The organism is Leucobacter allii (genome assembly GCF_022919155.1).
Classification (GTDB): Bacteria; Actinomycetota; Actinomycetes; order Actinomycetales; family Microbacteriaceae; genus Leucobacter; species Leucobacter allii.
The window spans coordinates 843039-862093 of the sequence record NZ_CP095045.1; the positions used below are offsets into that span (position 1 = coordinate 843039).

The 19055-nt window shown below is 72.7% G+C and carries 20 protein-coding genes and 1 pseudogene; 17 read left to right on the forward strand and 4 right to left on the reverse strand.

Going from position 1 to position 19055, the window contains the following annotated elements; translation table 11 throughout:
• Positions 1-87: 87 nt before the first annotated feature.
• The 4 genes from truA to glmM all read left to right on the forward strand — a co-directional run bounded on the left by truA (position 88) and on the right by glmM (position 3453).
• The gene (truA, locus tag MUN78_RS03825; protein ID WP_244728889.1) at positions 88-1005 is read left to right on the forward strand and encodes a tRNA pseudouridine(38-40) synthase TruA; all 918 of its coding nucleotides are present in this window, start codon (positions 88-90) and stop codon (positions 1003-1005) included.
• Positions 1006-1124: 119 nt separating this feature from the next.
• The gene (gene rplM / locus MUN78_RS03830) at positions 1125-1571 is read left to right on the forward strand and encodes a 50S ribosomal protein L13 (RefSeq protein WP_244693266.1); all 447 of its coding nucleotides are present in this window, start codon (positions 1125-1127) and stop codon (positions 1569-1571) included.
• Between the two features lie 38 nt (positions 1572-1609).
• Positions 1610-2089, forward strand: coding sequence for a 30S ribosomal protein S9 (gene rpsI / locus MUN78_RS03835; RefSeq protein WP_244693267.1), 480 nt, complete (start codon positions 1610-1612; stop codon positions 2087-2089).
• 14 nt (positions 2090-2103) lie between these two features.
• A complete protein-coding gene (gene glmM, locus MUN78_RS03840) occupies positions 2104-3453 on the forward strand; it encodes a phosphoglucosamine mutase (RefSeq protein ID WP_244693268.1) in 1350 nt (449 codons plus the stop codon).
• A gap of 132 nt (positions 3454-3585) precedes the next feature.
• On the opposite strand, the gene coaA is transcribed toward glmM, so the two are convergent.
• Entirely contained in the window at positions 3586-4599 is a 1014-nt protein-coding gene (coaA, locus tag MUN78_RS03845) for a type I pantothenate kinase (protein ID WP_244693269.1), read from the reverse strand.
• 32 nt (positions 4600-4631) lie between these two features.
• Between coaA and glmS the strand changes: the two genes are divergently transcribed.
• From glmS to MUN78_RS03885, 8 genes are all read left to right on the forward strand, one after another.
• Positions 4632-6482: a glutamine--fructose-6-phosphate transaminase (isomerizing) gene (gene glmS / locus MUN78_RS03850; protein WP_244728891.1), complete on the forward strand. Its 1851-nt coding sequence runs from the start codon at positions 4632-4634 to the stop codon at positions 6480-6482.
• Positions 6483-6499: 17 nt separating this feature from the next.
• On the forward strand, positions 6500-6928 hold the full coding sequence (locus MUN78_RS03855; RefSeq protein WP_346730609.1) for a holo-ACP synthase: 429 nt from the start codon (positions 6500-6502) through the stop codon (positions 6926-6928).
• Positions 6929-6939: 11 nt separating this feature from the next.
• Positions 6940-8124, forward strand: coding sequence for an alanine racemase (gene alr / locus MUN78_RS03860; RefSeq protein WP_244728893.1), 1185 nt, complete (start codon positions 6940-6942; stop codon positions 8122-8124).
• Positions 8121-8681: a tRNA (adenosine(37)-N6)-threonylcarbamoyltransferase complex ATPase subunit type 1 TsaE gene (gene tsaE / locus MUN78_RS03865; RefSeq protein WP_244728894.1), complete on the forward strand. Its 561-nt coding sequence runs from the start codon at positions 8121-8123 to the stop codon at positions 8679-8681. Before alr ends, tsaE begins: the two co-directional genes overlap by 4 nt.
• Positions 8678-9322: a tRNA (adenosine(37)-N6)-threonylcarbamoyltransferase complex dimerization subunit type 1 TsaB gene (tsaB, locus tag MUN78_RS03870; RefSeq protein ID WP_244728896.1), complete on the forward strand. Its 645-nt coding sequence runs from the start codon at positions 8678-8680 to the stop codon at positions 9320-9322. Before tsaE ends, tsaB begins: the two co-directional genes overlap by 4 nt.
• Complete coding sequence (gene rimI, locus MUN78_RS03875) at positions 9319-9789, forward strand: ribosomal protein S18-alanine N-acetyltransferase (protein WP_244728898.1); 471 nt, start codon at positions 9319-9321, stop codon at positions 9787-9789. The genes tsaB and rimI overlap by 4 nt, the downstream gene beginning before the upstream one ends.
• A complete protein-coding gene (gene tsaD / locus MUN78_RS03880) occupies positions 9786-10889 on the forward strand; it encodes a tRNA (adenosine(37)-N6)-threonylcarbamoyltransferase complex transferase subunit TsaD (RefSeq protein WP_244693275.1) in 1104 nt (367 codons plus the stop codon). Before rimI ends, tsaD begins: the two co-directional genes overlap by 4 nt.
• Positions 10890-11005: 116 nt before the next feature.
• Positions 11006-11389: a hypothetical protein gene (locus MUN78_RS03885; protein ID WP_244728900.1), complete on the forward strand. Its 384-nt coding sequence runs from the start codon at positions 11006-11008 to the stop codon at positions 11387-11389.
• 173 nt (positions 11390-11562) lie between these two features.
• Here MUN78_RS03885 and MUN78_RS03890 read toward each other — a convergent pair whose 3' ends face one another.
• From MUN78_RS03890 to MUN78_RS03900, 3 genes are read right to left on the reverse strand one after another with little or no spacing between them, the layout of a single operon-like run.
• Positions 11563-12768: a THUMP-like domain-containing protein gene (locus MUN78_RS03890; RefSeq protein ID WP_244728902.1), complete on the reverse strand. Its 1206-nt coding sequence runs from the start codon at positions 12766-12768 to the stop codon at positions 11563-11565.
• Positions 12765-13175 carry a DUF4190 domain-containing protein gene (locus tag MUN78_RS03895; protein ID WP_244728904.1) on the reverse strand — a complete coding sequence of 137 codons (411 nt, stop codon included), beginning with the start codon at positions 13173-13175 and terminating at the stop codon, positions 12765-12767. The genes MUN78_RS03890 and MUN78_RS03895 overlap by 4 nt, the downstream gene beginning before the upstream one ends.
• Before the next feature lie 49 nt (positions 13176-13224).
• Positions 13225-13707, reverse strand: coding sequence for a DUF4190 domain-containing protein (locus MUN78_RS03900; RefSeq protein WP_244693279.1), 483 nt, complete (start codon positions 13705-13707; stop codon positions 13225-13227).
• Positions 13708-13944: 237 nt separating this feature from the next.
• Here MUN78_RS03900 and groES point away from each other — a divergent pair, with 237 nt between their 5' ends.
• From groES to MUN78_RS03925, 5 genes and pseudogenes are all read left to right on the forward strand, one after another.
• Positions 13945-14241 (forward strand): co-chaperone GroES, encoded by a 297-nt coding sequence (groES, locus tag MUN78_RS03905; protein ID WP_087011741.1) that lies wholly within the window; start codon positions 13945-13947, stop codon positions 14239-14241.
• A gap of 122 nt (positions 14242-14363) precedes the next feature.
• Positions 14364-15287: an EamA family transporter RarD gene (rarD, locus tag MUN78_RS03910; RefSeq protein WP_244693280.1), complete on the forward strand. Its 924-nt coding sequence runs from the start codon at positions 14364-14366 to the stop codon at positions 15285-15287.
• 73 nt (positions 15288-15360) lie between these two features.
• Positions 15361-16862 (forward strand): annotated as a pseudogene (gene guaB / locus MUN78_RS03915) (IMP dehydrogenase).
• Between the two features lie 170 nt (positions 16863-17032).
• Positions 17033-18154, forward strand: a complete 1122-nt coding sequence (locus tag MUN78_RS03920; RefSeq protein ID WP_244693282.1) for a GuaB3 family IMP dehydrogenase-related protein — start codon at positions 17033-17035, stop codon at positions 18152-18154.
• On the forward strand, positions 18154-19053 hold the full coding sequence (locus MUN78_RS03925; protein WP_244728906.1) for an SURF1 family cytochrome oxidase biogenesis protein: 900 nt from the start codon (positions 18154-18156) through the stop codon (positions 19051-19053). The genes MUN78_RS03920 and MUN78_RS03925 overlap by 1 nt, the downstream gene beginning before the upstream one ends.
• The last annotated feature ends 2 nt before the right edge of the window (positions 19054-19055 follow it).

Genomic DNA, 19055 nt, shown 5'->3' on the forward strand with positions numbered 1-19055 from the left:
GCCGGTCCGGTCGCCGGCGGGGATCGCACCAGTCTAGGCGATCCCACTGAGCGCGCCGATCCGGCGGGGATCTGGCAGGATCGAGGCGTGACCCCCGCTCCTCCCTCGCACCGCGTGCGACTCGACCTCGCCTACGACGGCACCGACTTCTCGGGGTGGGCGGCGCAGCCCGGGCTGCGCACGGTGCAGGGCGAGGTCGAGCGCGCCCTGCGCACGCTGCTGCGCGCCGAGGAGGCGCGGCTCACGGTCGGCGGACGCACCGACGCCGGCGTGCACGCGCGCGGCCAGGTCGCCCACCTCGACCTCGACGACGCGCAGCTGGCGAAGTGGAGCGGCGCGCGCGGCGCCGAGGCGCGGGACGAGGCGGGGCCGGAGGACGACGCCGCGGAGCGCCTCCGGGCGAGGAAGTTGAACGGCGTCCTCAAGCGCTCCGCACCGGACATCGCGATCCACCGGGTGCGGCTGGTGCCGGATGCATTCGACGCGCGGTTCTCGGCGCTCCGCAGGCGCTACGAGTACCGCCTGCGGGGGGAGGGGAGCCCGCGCGATCCGCTGACCGCGCGATTCACCGCGGAGGTCCCGCGTCCGCTCGACCTCCCGGCGATGCAGCGGGCCTCGGACGAGCTGCTCGGGCTCAACGACTTCACGACCTTCTGCAAGGCGCGCGAGGGCGCGACGGCGATCCGCGATCTGCTCGAATTCACCTGGCGGCGGACGGAGGACGGCGCGTTCGCGGCCCGGATCGAGGCCGATGCGTTCTGCCACTCGATGGTGCGCGCGCTCGTCGGCGCGGTCGTCGCCGTCGGCAGCGGCAGGATCGGCCACGAGGAGCTCGTCGGGCTCCGGGACGCCCGCGAGCGCTCCAGCCGCTTCACCGTGATGCCGGCGCACGGACTCTCGCTCGAGGAGATCGCCTACCCGGCGGAGGCGGAGCTCGCCGCCCGGGCGGAGCGCACCCGCGCGCGGCGGGAGCCGCTCGACCCGACCCGGCCTGTGCTAAAGTAGTTCTTTGGTGCGTCAGCACCCGATTTGTTGAGCCCTCCACCGCCCGAGCACCCGTTCGCGGGACCGGACACGGAGTGGGATCCACGAACACCTCCAATTCGACAGAAAGCAGCACGATCGTGACTCGCACGTATTCGCCGAAGGCCGCTGAGCAGAAGCACGACTGGCTCGTCATCGACGCCACCGATGTGGTGCTCGGCCGACTCGCCTCGCACGCCGCCGCCCTGCTCCGCGGCAAGCACAAGACGACGTTCGCCCCCCACATGGACATGGGCGACTACGTCATCATCGTCAACGCCGACAAGGTGGTGCTCACCGCCAACAAGGCCGAGCAGAAGAAGGCGTACCGCCACTCCGGCTACCCGGGCGGTCTCCGCTCGGTCAGCTACACCGAGCTGCTCCAGAACAAGCCCGAGCGCGCTGTCGAGAAGGCCATCCGCGGCATGCTCCCGAAGAACTCGCTCGGCGCCGATCTGTTCCGCAAGCTGAAGGTCTACGCGGGCCCCGAGCACCCGCACGCGGCGCAGCAGCCCACCCCCTACACCTTCGGCCAGGTCGCGCAGTAATCGCGCCGACGACGAGACATCCAGAGAGAGACTGCACAGTGACTGAAGAGCAGACCGTGGCCCCCGAGAGCTACACCACCGAGACCCCGGCCTCGCAGGCCGCCGCTCAGACGCCGCGTCCGGCGCTGACCGTCCCGGGCGCGGCCGTGGGCCGCCGCAAGCAGGCCATCGCGCGCGTGCGCCTGGTGCCCGGCACCGGCGCCATGACCGTCAACGGCCGCGAGTTCGCGGAGTACTTCCCGAACAAGCTGCACCAGCAGCTCATCACCGATCCCTTCACCGTGCTCGAGCTGAACGGCTCCTACGACGTGATCGCCCGCATCGTGGGCGGCGGCCCCTCCGGCCAGGCCGGCGCGCTCCGCCTCGCCATCGCGCGCGCGCTGAACGAGATCGACGCCGAGCACAACCGACCGACCCTCAAGAAGGCCGGCTTCCTGAGCCGCGACGCGCGGATCAAGGAGCGCAAGAAGGCCGGTCTCAAGAAGGCACGCAAGGCGCCTCAGTACTCGAAGCGCTAACCAGGGGTCCTCATATGGGACGCCTGTTCGGCACGGATGGGGTTCGGGGTCTGGCCGGGGTCGATGTGACCGCCGAGCTGGCCCTGAGCCTCGCACACGCAGCGGCTCTCGTGCTCGGGCGTTCAGCCCGGGCCGGGAGCCGTCGCGCTACCGCCGTGATCGCCCGCGACCCGCGGGTGTCCGGCGAGTTCATTTCCGCGGCCGTGGCCGCCGGCCTCGCCTCCGCGGGCGTCGACGTGCACGACGCCGGAGTGATCCCCACCCCCGCGGCCGCCTACCTCGTCGCCGACACCGGCGCCGACTTCGGCGTGATGGTGTCCGCGTCGCACAACCCCGCGGCCGACAACGGGATCAAGTTCTTCGCCTCGGGCGGGCGCAAGCTCGCCGACGACATCGAGGACGAGATCCAGGCGGCCATGGAGCGGCCGCCCATCGCGGTCACCGGTCGCGAGGTCGGCAGGATCCGTCGCTTCGCCGACGCCGAGGACCGCTACCTCGTCCACTTGCTCGGCACGCTCGAGGGCGTGCGCCTCGACGGCCTGCACGTCGTGCTCGACTGCGCGCACGGCGCGGCGGCCGGCATCTCGCCCGACGTCTTCTCGGACGCCGGCGCCCGGGTCACCGTCATCGGCAACGATCCCGACGGCTTCAACATCAACGACGGCGTGGGGTCGACGCACCTCGAGCCGCTCATCGCCGCCGTTCGGGAGCACGGCGCCGATCTCGGCATCGCGCACGACGGCGACGCCGACCGCTGCCTCGCGGTGGACGCCGACGGCGAGATCGTCGACGGCGACCGGATCATGGCCGTGCTGGCGCTCTCCCTCGCCGCACGGGGCAAGCTCGAGCGGAATACGCTCGTGGCGACGGTGATGTCGAACCTCGGGCTGAAGCTCGCGATGGCCGACAACGGCATCGAGGTCGTGGAGACCGGCGTCGGCGACCGCTACGTGCTCGAGGCGATCAACGCCCACGGGTACTCGCTCGGCGGCGAGCAGTCCGGCCACGTCATCATGAGCGAGCACGCGACCACGGGGGACGGGATCCTCACGGGGCTGCATCTCGCGGCGGAGGTGGCGCGCACCGGCAAGACGCTCGCCGAGCTCGCGTCGTGCATGACCGTCTATCCGCAGGTGCTCGTCAACGTGCGCGGCGTCGACCGCGCCGGCGTGCACGGCGACGAGGTGCTGCAGCAGGCCGTCCGCCAGGTCGAGGCCGCGCTCGCGGGCAAGGGCCGGGTACTGCTGCGCCCCTCGGGGACCGAGCCCGTCGTGCGCGTGATGGTCGAGGCCGAGCACGCGTCGCAGGCGCGCAGCTTCGCCGACGACCTCGCCGCGATCGTCCAGGAGCGCCTCGCGATCTGAACTCCGAGCCGGGCCGTCGGACGCCGCGCGCGCCGTCGACGGCGCCGGGTCGGCGCGCGGTCCGCGCCCGGGCGCGGGCCGCCCGGTGCGCACGCGCGGCCCGCGCGCTCCGGAAGCGCCGGCGCGCCCGACTCAGATCTTCCTGAGCAGGACCTTCTGCACCCGGTGGTCCGCCTCCTTGCGGAGCACCGCGGTGGCGCGCGCCCGCGTCGGGCGGATGTTCTCCACGAGGTTCGGCTCGTTGATGTTGTTCCAGAACTCGTCCGCGACCGCGACCGCCGCCTCGTCGTCGAGCGCCGCGAATCGGCGGAAGTGCGAGCTCGGGTTCGCGAACGCGCTCTCGCGCAGCTTCAGGAAGCGGTTGCGGTACCAGGCGCGGATGTCCGCGGTGCGCGCGTCCACGTACACGGAGAAGTCGAAGAGGTCGCTCACCGCGAGCGGATGCTCCATCGACGCCGGCTGCAGCACGTTGAGCCCCTCGACGATGAGGATGTCCGGGCGCCGGACGACGGTCACCTCGTCGGGCACGATGTCGTAGACCAGGTGGCTGTAGTGCGGCGCGCACACCTCGGCGACGCCCGCCTTCACCTGGGTCACGAAGCGCAGCAGGCTGCGACGGTCGTAGGACTCCGGGAAGCCCTTGCGGTGCGCGATGCCGCGTCGTTCGAGCTCCGCGTTCGGATAGAGGAAGCCGTCGGTCGTGATGAGCTCGACGCTCGGCGTCTCGGGCCAGCGGGCGAGGAGATCCCGCAGGATGCGCGCCACGGTCGACTTCCCGACCGCGACGGAGCCCGCGATGCCGATGACGAAGGGGCTCTGCGGCTCGCCGTCGCGGTGCAGGAAGCCGCGCGTGCGCCGGTGCATCTCGCGCACGCCGATCGCGTACTGGTTGATGAGCCGGCTCAGCGGCCGGTACACCTCGGAGACCTCCGCCATGTCGAGCGGCTCCCCGAGCCCGCGGAACGCCGCGAGCTCGGCCTCCGTGAGGGGCAGCGGGGTCTCGTCCGCGAGCCGCGCCCACTCGGCGCGGTCGATCTCGGTGAACGGGGAGGTGAGCTCCGGCCGGAGCAGCGCCTGCGTATCGGTGCTGACGGGGACGGTGCTCGGGGAATCTGGGCGCGCTGCAGCGCTGCTTGTCTCGGCCATCGTGCATCCATCGTGCCACTAAACTGGAGCGCATGTGTGGAATCGTCGGATACGTCGGCCCGAATGACACGGTCGAAGTCCTGCTCAACGGCCTGCGGCGTCTGGAGTACCGCGGCTACGACTCGGCGGGCGTCGCCGTCGTGGATCGCGGCGGGGAGATCGCGGTGCGCAAGCGCTCCGGGAAGCTCGCGCGACTCGAGGAGCTGCTCGAGGCCAGCCCGCTGAGCGCCTCCGGGACGGGCATCGGGCACACCCGCTGGGCCACCCACGGCGGTCCCACGGACGCGAACGCGCACCCCCATCTCGGGGACGGTGGCAAGCTCGCCCTCATCCACAACGGCATCGTCGAGAACTTCGCGGAGCTCCGGGACGAGCTCGAGCGCGACGGCGTCGAGCTCCTCAGCGAGACCGACACCGAGGTCGTCGCGGCGCTCGTCGGGCGCGAGGTCGCGCGGCAGGGCGATCTGGAGACCGCCTTCCGCTCCGTGGTCACCCGCCTGCACGGCACCTTCACCCTCCTCGCGATGCACCGGGACGAGCCGGGCAAGGTCGTCGCCGCGCGGCACCACTCGCCGCTCGTGGTCGGCCTCGGGGACGGGGAGAACTTCCTGGGCTCCGACGTGGCGGCCTTCGTCTCGTCGACGCGTCGGGCCGTCGCGGTCGACGAGGACAACATCGCCGTCATCACCCCCGACGAGGTGCGCATCACCGACTTCGCCGGTGCGGAGGTCGACTTCGAGGAGTTCGAGGTCGAGTGGGACGCCGATGCGGCGGACAAGGGCGGCTGGTCGTCGTTCATGGCGAAGGAGATCACCGAGCAGCCCGACGCCGTGGGCAACACGGTCCGCGGGCGCGTCTCGGCCGCGGGCGTCGAGATCCCCGAGCTCACCGCCCTCGGCGACGAGCGGCTGCGCGGCATCGATCGCATCATCATCATCGCCTGCGGCACCGCGTCCTACGCCGGGCAGGTGGGCGCCTACGCGATCGAGCAGTGGACCCGCATCCCCGTCGAGGTGCAGCTCAGCCACGAGTTCCGCTATCGCGATCCGGTGCTCTCCGACCGCACGATGGTGATCTCGGTGAGCCAGTCGGGCGAGACCATGGATACGCTCATGGCCGTCAAGTACGCGAGCGAGCGCGGCGTCACCACGGTCTCGGTCTGCAACACGCAGAGCGCCACCATCCCCCGGGAGTCGGACGCCGCCGTGTACACGCACGCCGGCCCGGAGGTCGCCGTCGCCTCGACGAAGGCGTTCGTCGCCCAGATCACCGCGCTCTACCTCGTCGGGCTCCATCTGGGACGGGTGCGGGGGACCCTCTCCGCTGAGGACTCGGCGCAGGCCGTGGCGCAATTCGACGCACTGCCCGCGAAGGTGCAGGAGGCCGTCGACACCCACGAGCAGATCGCGCAGCTCGCGCACTGGATGGCCGACACCCGCTCCGTGCTCTTCCTCGGCCGCCACGTCGGCTACCCGATCGCGCTCGAGGGCGCGCTCAAGCTCAAGGAGATCGCGTACATCCACGCCGAGGGCTTCGCCGCGGGCGAGCTCAAGCACGGACCCATCGCGCTCATCGACCACGGCCAGCCCGTGTTCGTGCTCGTGCCGAGCCCGCGCACCTCGCCGCTCATGCACTCGAAGGTGGTCTCCAACATCCAGGAGATCCGCGCCCGGGGCGCCCGCGTGATCGCCGTCGTGGAGAAGGGCGACACCGCGGTGCTGCCCTACGCCGACGACGTGATCCGTCTGCCGCTCGCCGACGCGTTCTTCGAACCGCTCCTCCAGGTGGTGCCGTTGCAGTGGTTCGCGCTCGAGCTCTCGACCGCGAAGGGGCTCGACGTCGACCAGCCGCGCAACCTCGCGAAATCGGTCACGGTCGAGTAGCCGACCGCGCAGGAAGCATGATCACGGGGATCGGCGTCGACACCGTCGGCATCGCGCGCTTCGGGCAGCAGCTCGAGCGCACCCCGAAGCTGCGCGAACGGCTCTTCGCACCGGCGGAGCGCGAGCTCCCGATCGCGTCGCTCGCGGCGCGCTTCGCCGCGAAGGAGGCGCTCATCAAGGCGCTCGGCGGATCCGGGGCGCTGCGCTGGTCCGACCTCGAGGTGGTGCGCGACGGGGAACGCGCGCCCGCCTTCGCGCCGACTCCCGGCCTCAGCGCGGCACTCGCGGCGCGCGGAGCGGACCGGGCGCACCTCTCCATGACCCACGACGCAGATCACGCCACCGCGTTCGTGGTCGTCGAGCACCTCGGCGAGGGCGGCGGCCCGGCCGCCGCGCACGATACGCTCGCGGTACGCGGCGAGGACAACGGGACGGGAGCCTCATGAGGACAGGATCGATGCGGGTCGCGGAGATCTCGCTGCCCGCGATCAGGCACAACGTCGCACGGATCCGCGAGCTCACCGGCGGCGCCGTGATCGTCGTGGTGAAGGCCGACGGCTACGGCCACGGGGCCCGCGCCGCGGCCGCGGCCGCCCTCGAGGCCGGGGCGACGATGGTCGCGACCGCCGACCTCGAGGAGGCGCTCGCGCTCCGCGAGGCCGGCATCGGGGCGCCGATCCTGTGCTGGTTGCACGGCGTGCGCGTCGACTTCTCCGAGGCGGTCGCCGCCGGGATCGAGATCGGCATCAGCCACGCGCAGCAGCTGGAGCATCTCGCGGCCGCCGCGACGCGGCTCGGCCGCACGGCGGTGGTGCAGCTCAAGGTGGACACGGGGCTCAGCCGCAACGGCGCGGCCCCGGAGGAGTGGGCGCCGCTCTTCGCACGGGCCGCGGAACTGGAGGCCGCGGGGGCGATCCGCGTCCGCGGCGTCTTCAGCCATCTTGCGAATGCCGGGGACGCGCACGATCGCGCGCAGGCCGCCCGCTTCGACGAGGCGATCGCCGCGCTGCGCGCCGTCGGGATCGAGCCGGAGCTCATCCACCTGGCCGCGAGCGCTGCGACCCTGACCTTGCCCCACCTGCACTACAACGCGGTGCGGGTCGGCGTCGCGGCCTACGGCCTCAGCCCCTTTGCCGACAAGACCTCTGCGCAGCTCGGTCTCGTTCCTGCGATGACGCTGCGCTCCGAGATCGTGGCGCTGCGCGCCGTGCCGGCCGGCACGGGCGTCTCCTACGGCTACAACCACGTCTGCGAGACGGCCACGACCCTCGCGCTCGTCCCGATGGGCTACGCCGACGGCATGCCCCGCGCGCTCAACGGCGCGGGAGCCTGGGTGACGATCGCCGGCGAGCACCGGCCGATCGTCGGACGCATCGGCATGGACCAGTTCATCGTCGACGTCGGGCCGATCGCCGGGCGCATCGACCTCGGCGAGCCGGTCGTGCTCTTCGGGGACCCCGAGCGCGGCCACCCGCCCGTGGAGATCTGGGCGGGGCTCATGCGCACCATCAACTACGAGATCATCGTCGGGATCGGGCCGCGCGTGCGGCGCATCCCCGTCGATGCGGAGCCTTCGGTGGCCGCGGTCGACGCCCCGGCCACCGCGGTCGGCGCCCCGGCTGCCGCGGGGGACGCGGCATGAGCGCGACGACGCTGCGGGTCGGCGACCCCGAGGCGATGCACGAGCTCGGCGTGTCGCTCGGTCGCCGGCTCGCGGCGGGGGATCTCGTGATCCTCACCGGTCCGCTCGGGGCCGGGAAGACGACGCTCACGCGCGGCATCGGCGAGGGCCTGGGGGTGCGGGGGCCCGTGCAGAGCCCGACTTTCGTGCTCGCGCGGACGCACCCGTCGCTCGGCGACGGCGCCCCGCTCGTGCACGTCGACGCCTACCGGCTGGGCGAGGCCGCGGAGCTCGAGGACCTCGACCTCGACTTCGACGGCTCCGTCGTCGTCGCGGAGTGGGGGAGCGGGCTCGTCGGCGCGCGGGACTCCTGGATCGAGGTCGTCATCGAGCGCCCCGTCGGCGGAGCCGCGGGTGCCGGAGCCGCTGGTGTCGGAACCGCGGGTGCCGGAACCGCGGGCGGCGAGCCGGCCGAGGAGGACTGGGACGAGGAGGACTGGGCCGAGGAGCCCGTCGAGGCCCGGACCGTCACCGTCGCCGGTCACGGCCCGCGCTGGGCGGACGGGGTGCTGGGATGACCCGCGGGGTGCGGCGACCGGGCGACCGGGTCCTCCTCGCCATCGACACCGCGATCGGGACGACCGTGGCGCTCGCCGCGGGCGGGCGGGTGCACCTCGCCGCCAGCGACGACCCCCGCGGTCACGCCGAGGCGATCGGGGAGCTCCTCGCCGAGGTGTTCCGGGCGAGCGGCGCCGCGGCCGGCGACGTCGAGGGCGTCGTCGTGGGCGTCGGCCCCGGTCCGTTCACCGGTCTGCGGGTCGGCATCGCCGCCGCGCACGCCTTCGCCGCCGGGCGCGGCGTGCCGCTGCTGCCCGTGCAGGGGCACGACGCGGTCGCGCTCCAGGACCTCGATCGGGGGGCGACCGCCTCGGTGCGGGTGGTGCAGGACGCGAGGCGGCGCGAGCTCTTCGTCACCGACTACGCCGGCCTCGACTGGGCGGGGATCCCGCAGCGCGTCGCCGGCCCCCGGCTCGTCGCCCGCGACGGGCACGTCGCACAGCCGGGCGAGCGGTGGCCCGAACGGATCCCGGGCGACGGCCTGCTCGCGCTCGCCGCGCGCAAGCTCGCCGCGGGCAGCCCGTTCGAGGCCGATCGCGCGGTGTACCTCCGCGCGCCCGACGTCGCCGCTCCGGGCGCGCCCAAGCGGGTGTCGACGTGAACCGGGACGACCTCGTCCTCCGGCCGGCCACGATCGACGACCTCGACGCGATCTGGCGGATCGAGACGGAGGTGTTCGGCGCCGAGGCGTGGAGCCGGGCGATGATGCGTGAAGAGCTCACGGCGGAGCACCGCTGCTATCTCGCGCTCGCCGCGGAGGAGTCGGGGGAGCTGCTCGGCTACGCCGGCCTGCTCGTCGTCGGCGCCGAGGCCGACGTGCAGACCATCGCGATCGCCGAGCCCGAGCGCGGCGGGGGAGCGGGGCGACGGCTCATGGAGACGCTGCTCGCCGAAGCGGTCGCCCGTGGCGCCCGCGAGGTCTTCCTCGAGGTGCGGGCCGACAACCCGGTGGCGCAGAGCCTCTACGCCTCGCTCGGCTTCGCCGAGATCGGGGTGCGCCCGAAGTACTACCAGCCGGAGGGCGTGGACGCCGTGGTGATGCGGCTCGATCTGGAGGGACGGGGATGACGGGGACGGTGCACGAGGAGCCGCTCGTGCTGGGCATCGAGACGAGCTGCGACGAGACCGGGATCGGGATCGTCCGCGGCCGGACCCTGCTGGCCAACGCGATCGCATCCTCCATGGACGAGCACGCCAGGTACGGCGGCGTCGTGCCCGAGGTCGCGGCGCGGGCGCACCTGGAGGCGCTCACGCCGACCATCGAGCGCGCGCTCGCCGAGGCCGGCGTCGAGCTCGCCGAGCTCGACGGCATCGCCGTGACGAGCGGGCCGGGCCTCGCCGGGGCGCTCATGGTCGGGGTCTCGGCCGCGAAGGCGCTCGCGATCGCGCTCGACCGGCCGCTCTACGCGGTCAACCACCTCGTCGGGCACGTCGGCGCCGATCTGCTGCAGGGCGAGGGGCTGCGCGAGGCCGTGGGCGCCGTGGGGGAGCTCGAACTGCCCACGATCGCTCTGCTCGTCTCCGGCGGGCACACCTCGCTGCTGCTCGTGCGCGACCTCATCGGGGACGTCGAGCTCCTCGGCGAGACGATCGATGACGCGGCCGGAGAGGCATTCGACAAGGTCGCGCGCCTCCTGGGCCTGCCGTACCCCGGCGGGCCCGAGATCGATCGCGTCGCCGCCGCGGGGGACCCCGGGGCGATCCGCTTCCCCCGCGGGCTCACCCGGCCCAAGGACCTCGAGCGCCACCGCTACGACTTCTCCTTCTCCGGGCTCAAGACCTCGGTGGCCCGCTGGGTCGAGCGATTCGCGGCGGAGCACGCCGACGACGGCGTCCCGATCCCCGTCGCCGACGTCGCCGCGAGCTTCCGGGAGGCCGTCGCCGACGTGCTCCTCTCGAAGGCGCTCGCAGCCTGCGCGGAGCTCGGAGTGCCCCGGCTGCTCCTCGGCGGCGGCGTCGTCGCGAACGCGCGGGTCCGCGAGTTGGCGCGCGAGCGCGCGGCCGCCGCGGGCGTCGCCCTCCGCGTCCCGCCGCTGTCGCTGTGCACGGACAACGGGGCGATGATCGCGTCCATCGGCGCGCAGCTCATGCGAGCGGGACGCGCGCCCTCCGGCCTCGGCTTCGGCGCCGATTCCACGCTCCCCGTGACCGAGGTCCAGGTGCGCTGAACCCCCCGGAGGAAAAAAATCGCGCGAAATGCGCGCGAAAGCCCCAAGCTGAACGCTATCTTTGAATCCTGTAGGGGGACCTCGGTCCTGTTACCCATACGAATCGAAGGAGCACCATGTCCGAGAACCTGCCCGGCAACGACCCGGCGTCCACTCCCGTCCCGCCGGCCCAGCAGGCCCCGGCCGCCCCGGCGTACGGCGCGCCGGCCGTCGAGCCGAAGGGCCTCGCGCTCTCCTCGCTCATCGTCGGCATCGTCAGCCTCGTCCTGGCGTGGTTCCTGAGCATCTTCGCCATCATCGGCGGCATCGTCGCCGTCGTGCTCGGCATCGTCGCCCGCAAGAAGGGGCAGTCGAAGGGCATGTCGCTCACCGGCATCATCACCGGCGCGCTCGCGATCGTGCTCGCCATCATCGCGATGATCGTCGTCGCGATGGTCGTGGGAGCGGCGCTCAACGACCCGAACCTGCAGCAGCAGCTCGAGCAGCTCGAGCAGCAGTAGGCGCGGCAGCAGGCAGCGCCCCGGGGATGCGATCCCCGGGGCGCTGCGTCGTTCCCGGGCCCGTGCGCCGCGGCAGGATCGGTGCGCGACGGCCGGATCCCGCGCCGTTCCGGGGTGGCGTCGAGCCGCCGGGCCCGTGCGCCGCGGCCGCCGCACCCCGCGTCGCGCGGGCGTCAGAGGCGCTCGGCGAGGAGAGCGACGCGGCGTCCCTCCGCACGCGTGAGGATCAGCGTCGCGCGGTGCGGACCCGCGAGTTTCAGCCGCTTCCGCAGCTGCGCGGGATCGACGTCGGCGCCCCGCTTCTTGATCTCGAGCGCGCCGATGCTCCGATCGGCCAGGGCGCGTCGGAGCTCCCGCTCCCGCACGGGCAGCTCCGCGACGACCCGGAAGGCGCTCGCGAAGGGGGTGGGGATGTGGTGGTCCGCCGACAGGTACGCGATCCCCTCCGCGAGCATGCCCGCGCCGAGGCGCTCGGCGAGCGCGCCGATGAGCCGGGCGCGGATGACCGCGCCGTCCGGTTCGTAGAGCACCGCTCCGATCCCGCGCGCCTCGGCGTCCGCGGCGTCGTCGGGGCCCGTGAGCTCGGCGACGGTCCCGTCGCGCACCACCGTCGCCGCCCGGCGGATCCCCGGCCGGGCGAGCGGGCCGAACCAGAGGCCGGTCTCGACGAGCTGGCCGTCGACGGACACCCACTGCGCCTCCGCGGTCTCGGGGATGAGCTCCCGGTCGAGTCCGGGGCCGAGCTTCACGCCCGTGGGCAGCCGCTCGGCGAGGCCGAAGGCGAATCGGAGGGACGGGGAGTAATCGTCGGGGGAGGCGAGGCGTCGGGTATCGCTGTGGCCCGCGGTGCGCCGCGCCGGGTCGAGGAACGCGCCGTCCGCGTCGCCCGGACCGAGCGCCTCGGCGTCGCCCAGGCGCACCTCGGGCGCGGGGGCGCCCGCGCGTGCGGCGGCCGCGCGGAGGTTGTGCGCGGCGAACGCAGCGGTCAGGGGGTCGAGCTCGACGGGGAGCGGCGCGACGCCCGCGGCGATCAGCGCGAGCGACTCGGCGCCGATGCCGCAGCCGAGGTCGGCGACCCGAGCGCAGCCGGCGGCCCGGAAGCGTTCGGCGTGCAGCGCGGCGGCCTCGGCCCGCGTGGCCTGTTCCAGGGCGGCGCGCGTGAAGAGCATGCCGCGCGCCCGCTCGCCGAACTTCGCGACGGCCCGCGCGCGCAGCTCCTCCTGGGTGAGCGCCGCCGCGAGGAGCGCGGGTTCGACGCCCGCAGCGCGCAGCGCGCGGGAGACGGCGTCGAGGGAGCGGCCGGCGTCGCGTTCGGCGGCGATCCGGTCGAGGAGCCCGAGACCCGCGGGGGTCGCGAGCTCCTCCCAGCCCGGGGTCACGCGTAGCTGGAGGTGGCGGCGCCGGCCGTGACGACCGCGCCGAGGATGAACAGCCAGAACGCGATGAGGACGATCCAGAAGGCGACCCCGATGTAGCCGATGATGAGACCGGCGATCGCCATGCCGCGGCCGTTCTCGCCGCGCCGCTTGATCTGCGAGAGGGAGATGTGCCCCATGACGATGCCCGCGATGGAGAGGATCGCGAAGCTGAAGAAGCCGACGATCGAGGCGATCAGCGAGAGGGTCGCGAGGACGTTCGTCGGCGCCGCGACGGCGTAGTACGCGGGCTGCTGCAGGTACTGCGGCTGCGGCGCGACGGGCGGCTGGGCCTGGTACTGCGGCTGCGGGTACTGGCCCGGCTGGGCGTAGGGCTGCTGCTGGCCCGTGCGGGGATCCTGCTGGGTCACGTTGCTCTCTTCCTGCGGTGGTCGCGATGGACGCGTCCGGTCATGCGGCTCAGTAGCTGCCGTAGTCGTCGCTGTAGTCGTAGCTGCCGAAGCCCTCGGCCAGGGCGCCGATGCCCGCGAACATCGCGAAGATGAGGCCGATGTAGGCGATGACCAGCAGCGCGACCAGGACGAAGTAGGCGTAGCTGATGATGAGGCCGGTGAGGGCGATGCCGCGCCCCGCGTCGCCGTTGCGCTTGATCTGGCTGAGGCCGAGATGGCCGAAGATGATGCCGGCGAGCGGCGCGAGGAAGGCCAGGATGATGGCGAGGAGGGCGAAGGTGTTCGTGCCCGCCAGCGTCGTGTCGGTGCTCGCGGGCACGGCGGGCCGGGGCTGCGGCTGCGCGACGTAGGCGGGGGCGGGCTGGGACGGTGCGGCGGGGGCGCCGTAGGGCGCGCCGCCGGGGAGCTGCGTTGCGGGGTAGGGCGTCGTGGGCTGGGCCTGGGTGTTCGCCTGGTCCTCCGGCTGCTGCGGGAAAGTGGGGGTGGACATGTCGCGCTCCTTCAGTCTCGCCGATGCTCCTCGGGTCTGCGTGCCCTCAGTCTACTGATGCGCGTCCGCGAGTCCAGGGCGCGGGCGGGGGCGACGGGCGTTCGCTGTCCGCGATCCTCACCCGACGCGTTGGCACTCCCCTTGCGAGAGTGCCAACGCGGGCCATAGACTGCACGGTAGACGCGCTCGCGATGTGCGGCGCGTAACCACACTTCACCATTCGGAAAGAGGTCAACTGTGTCGGTCGCCATCAAGCCGCTCGAGGATCGTATCGTTATCAAGCAGGTCGAGGCGGAGCAGACCACCGCTTCGGGTCTCGTGATTCCCGACAGCGCGAAGGAGAAGCCGCAGGAGGGCGAGGTCGTCGCGGTCGGCCCCGGTCGCGTCTCGGACAGCGGCACCCGCATCCCCCTCGACGTCGCCGTCGGCGACGTGGTGATCTACTCCAAGTTCGGCGGCACCGAGGTCAAGGTCGGCGGAGACGACTACCTCGTGCTCTCGGCCCGCGACATCCTCGCGGTCGTCACGCGCTGAGAGGCGTTCCAGCGGGCGGGCCCGCCGATCCACGACGGATCGGCGGGCCCGCCGCCGTTTCCGCGGCCCGTCGCGCCGTCCCGGCGGCGCGACCGTGCTCCGCTCGGGCGTAGACTGATCCGATGCAGCGGACACGTGCGGGCCTCGGATACGGGCTCGGCGCCTACCTGCTCTGGGGCGTCTTCCCCTTCTACTTCGGCCTCATCGCCATGGTCGGCCCCTTCGAGGTGGTGCCCTGGCGCGTCGCCATGACGCTCGTCTTCTGCGCGGTGCTCCTCACCGCGATGCGGCGCTGGGGGCCGTTCCTGGCGCTGCTGCGCACCCCGCGACTGCTCGGCTGGTTCGCGCTGTCCTCGCTGCTGCTCTACGCCAACTGGCAGATCTTCGTGATCGGCGTCATGACGGGGCACGTCATCGAGACCGCCCTCGGCTACTTCATCAACCCGCTCTTCACGATCCTCATCGGCGTGATCTTCCGCAAGGAGCCGCTGTCCCGCCCGCAATGGGTTGCGGTCGGCATCGCAGCGGTCGGCGTCGTCGTCGCGGCGGTCGCCTACGGGTCCTTCCCCTGGATCGCGCTCGGCCTCGCGCTCTCCTTCGGGCTCTACGGCGCCGTGCACAAGCACGCGGGCGAAACGATCGACGGCGTCAGCGGACTCGCCGCCGAGACGGTCGTGTCCCTGCCCGTCGCCGTCGTGCAGCTCGTCGTCGTGGCCCAGCTCGCGGGCGTCACCGCCTTCTCCTTCGGTCCGGGCGTCGCGGCGCTCGTGCTCGTCAGCGGCGTCATGACGGCGATCCCGCTCATCCTCTTCGGCGAGGCGGCCCGCCGGCTCCCGCTCGCCTACCTCGGGTTCCTCCAGTTCCTGACGCCCGTCCTCGGCTTCCTCTACGGCGCGTTCGTGACGCGCGAGGAGATGCCGGCGGCGCGGTGGATCGGTTTCGTGGCCGTGTGGATCGCCCTCGTGATCCTCGTCGCCGACATGGTGCGGCAGCTCCGACGTTCGCCGGAAGCGCAGCCGAACACCGCCCCCGTGCCCTTAGACTGAAAGCGGTGCGGGCGCCGCATCCGTGCACCCGCGAATCTCTGGCAGTCCCATCCCCAACACAGATAGAGGTTCCATGGAACAGCGTGACCCCTTCGCGTTCACCGGTCTCACCTACGACGACGTGCTGCTCTTGCCCGCGCACACCGACGTCATCCCCAGCGATGCCGACACCTCGACCCAGCTGACGCGGCGCATCCGGCTGAACATCCCGCTGATCTCGGCGGCGATGGACACGGTGACCGAGACGCGCATGGCGGTCTCCATGGCGCGCAACGGCGGTCTCGGGATCCTGCACCGCAATCTCTCCATCCAGGATCAGGCCGAGATGGTCGACCGCGTCAAGCGGAGCGAAGCCGGGATGATCACGAACCCCGTCACCACCTCCGTGGACGCCACCGTCGCCGAGGTGGACGCGCTGTGCGGCGAGTACCGCGTGTCCGGGCTCCCCGTCGTCGATCAGAACGACGTGCTCCTCGGCATCATCACCAACCGGGACATGCGCTTCATCGACCCGAAGGACCGCGCCCAGGTGCGCGTCGCCGACGCGATGACGAAGATGCCGCTCATCACGGCGCCCACGGGGATCTCGCGCGAGGCCGCCGCCGCGATCTTCAGCGAGCACAAGATCGAGAAGCTCCCGCTGGTCGACGGCGACGGTCGGCTCACCGGTCTCATCACCGTGAAGGACTTCGACAAGGAGGAGCAGTACCCCTCGCCACGAAGGACGACGAGGGGCGACTGCGCGTCGGCGCGGCGGTCGGCTTCTTCGGCGACGCGTGGAAGCGCGCGAGCGCCCTCGTCGAGGCCGGCGTCGACGTGCTCGTCGTGGACACCGCGAACGGCGACAGCAAGGGCGTGCTCGACATCATCGCCAAGATCAAGGGCGACCCCGCGTTCGCGAACGTCGACGTGATCGGCGGCAACGTCGCCACCTACGCCGGCGCGAAGGCCATCGTCGAGGCCGGCGCCGACGCGGTGAAGGTCGGCGTCGGGCCCGGCTCGATCTGCACCACCCGCGTCATCGCCGGCGTGGGCGTGCCGCAGGTCACGGCGGTCTACGAGGCGGCCAAGGCCGCGACGCCCGCCGGGGTGCCCGTGATCGCGGACGGCGGCCTGCAGTACTCCGGGGACATCGCGAAGGCGCTCGTCGCCGGAGCCTCGTCCGTGATGATGGGCTCGCTCCTCGCCGGCACCGACGAGAGCCCCGGCGATCTCGTGTTCGTGGGCGGCAAGCAGTACAAGAACTACCGGGGCATGGGCTCGCTCGGCGCGCTGCAGACCCGGGGCGAGCGCACCTCGTACTCCAAGGACCGCTACTTCCAGGCCGACGTGCCGAGCGACGAGAAGCTCATCCCCGAGGGGATCGAGGGGCAGGTGCCCTATCGCGGTCCGCTCGGCTCCGTGGTGCACCAGATGACCGGCGGCCTGCGCCAGTCGATGTTCTACGTGGGCGCGCGCACCGTCGACGAGCTCAAGGAACGCGGCAACTTCGTCCGCATCACCGCGGCCGGGCTCAAGGAGTCCCACCCGCACGACGTGCAGATGGTCGTCGAGGCGCCGAACTACAAGCGCTGAGCCGATCCTCCTCCCCGCGACACCCCCGCGCCGCCCCGTGCGGCGCGGGGGTGTCGCGCGTCGAGCCCCAATCCCGGCACCGGGGTGCCGGGAGCCGCCGTCGCCCCTGCCCGGGGCGTGCAGGGGGCGCGCTCAGCACCCGCCGGGTTCGCGCCCGATAGACTGGGCGGGTGAGCAACGAGATCGAGATCGGCCGCGGCAAGCGCGCGAGGCGCGTCTACACCTTCGACGAGATCGGCATCGTGCCGACCCGGCGCACCCGCGATCCGGAGCTCGTCTCGACCGCCTGGACGATCGACGCCTTCCAGTTCGAGATCCCCGTGCTGGGCGCGCCGATGGACTCGGTGATGTCGCCCGAGACGGCCATCGCGCTCGGCCGGCTCGGCGGGCTCGGCGTTCTCAATCTCGAGGGGCTGTGGACCCGCCACGACGACCCCGAGGCGCTCCTCGCGGAGCTCGCGAAGCTCTCCGATCCGCTCGCCGCGGTGCGGCGCATGCGCGAGCTGTACGCGGCGCCGATCCGCCCGGAGCTCATCCGGGACCGCCTCGGCCAGATCCGCGAGGCCGGCGTCACCGTCGCCGGCGCGCTCTCTCCGCACCGCACCGCCGAGTTCACCGAGACCGTGGTGAACGCCGGGGTCGACCTCTTCGTGATCCGCGGCAACACCGTCTCGGCCGAGCACGTGGCGCAGGAGGGACGCGAGCCGCTCAACCTCAAGCAGTTCATCTACGAACTCGACGTGCCGGTGATCGTCGGCGGGGCCGCGACCTACCAGTCGGCGCTGCACCTCATGCGCACCGGCGCCGCGGGCGTGCTCGTCGGCTTCGGCGGCGGCGCCTCCTCGACCACCCGGGTCACCCTCGGGATCCGCGCGCCCATGGCCACCGCCATCGCCGATGTCGCCGGGGCCCGCACCGACTACCTCGACGAATCGGGCGGGCGCTACGTGCACGTCATCGCCGACGGCGGGCTCGGGACCTCGGGCGATCTCATCAAGGCCGTCGCCTGCGGTGCCGACGCCGTGATGCTCGGCGCCGCCCTCGCGAAGGCGTCCGAGGCGCCCGGCCGCGGCTGGCACTGGGGGCAGGAGGCGCACCACGAGGACCTGCCGCGCGGGCAGCGCATGCCGGTCGGCTCCGTGGCTCCGCTCTCCGAGATCGTCAACGGCCCGGCGCACGTCCCCGACGGCAGCGCGAACCTCATCGGCGCGCTGCGCCGCGCGATGGCGACCACCGGCTACTCGGAGCTCAAGGAGTTCCAGCGCGTCGGCATCGTCCACGCCGAGCGGTAATGCCCGCGGAGGCGGTCGATCGACCGACGAAACCGGAGTACCTCGGGGATCCGACCCTCGGGCAGATCATGCGGCGGCCGCAGTGGCTGCTCGCGCTGCTCTTCGCCCTCGCCGTGGCCGCCGGGTTCGCCTGGCTCGGGCAGTGGCAGCTCGGCAGCGCGATCCGCACGAGCGCCGTCGAGGCGGTCGACACGGAGACGCCCCGCGCGCTCGCCGAGGTGTCCACGACCGCGCAGGGCGTGACGGAGGCCGGCGCGGCGGTCGTCGTGCGCCTCGATGGCGCCTTCGTCGCCGGGGACACGCGCGTCGTCGCGCCCCGCGACAACCAGGGGGAGCGCGGGGCCTGGGTCGTCGGCCACCTCGTCACCGAGGGCCCGGACGCCGAGGCCGGTGCGCATCTCGCGGTCGCGATCGGCTGGGCGCCGAGCACGGTGCTCGCCGAGGACGCGATCGCCGAGCTCGAGGCGGATCCCGCCTTCGCGGAGCCCCGCAGCATCGAGGGACGCTACATGCCGCCCGAGGGGCCCCAGATCCCGGACGGCGACGAGGATCCGCAGGTGATGCGCACGATGATGCCCGCGTTCCTCGCGAACTCCTGGAGCGAGGTCGACGCCCCCGTCTACTCGGGCTATCTCGTGCTCCACGCGGACGGCGCCCCCGCCGGGGCGAGCGCGCTCGCAGCGATCGACTCCGTGCCGGCGCTGCCGCCCGAGCAGGTCAACTGGCTGAACGTCTTCTACGCGATCGAGTGGGTGGTCTTCGCCGGCTTCGCGGTCTTCTTCTGGTTCCGGCTGACCCGCGACGCGTGGGAGCGGGAGCACGAGCTGCAGCTCCTCGAGGCCGAGGCCGCCGCGGCGACCGATCCCGACCCCGATCCCGCGCCGGATGCGCGGACGTAGAA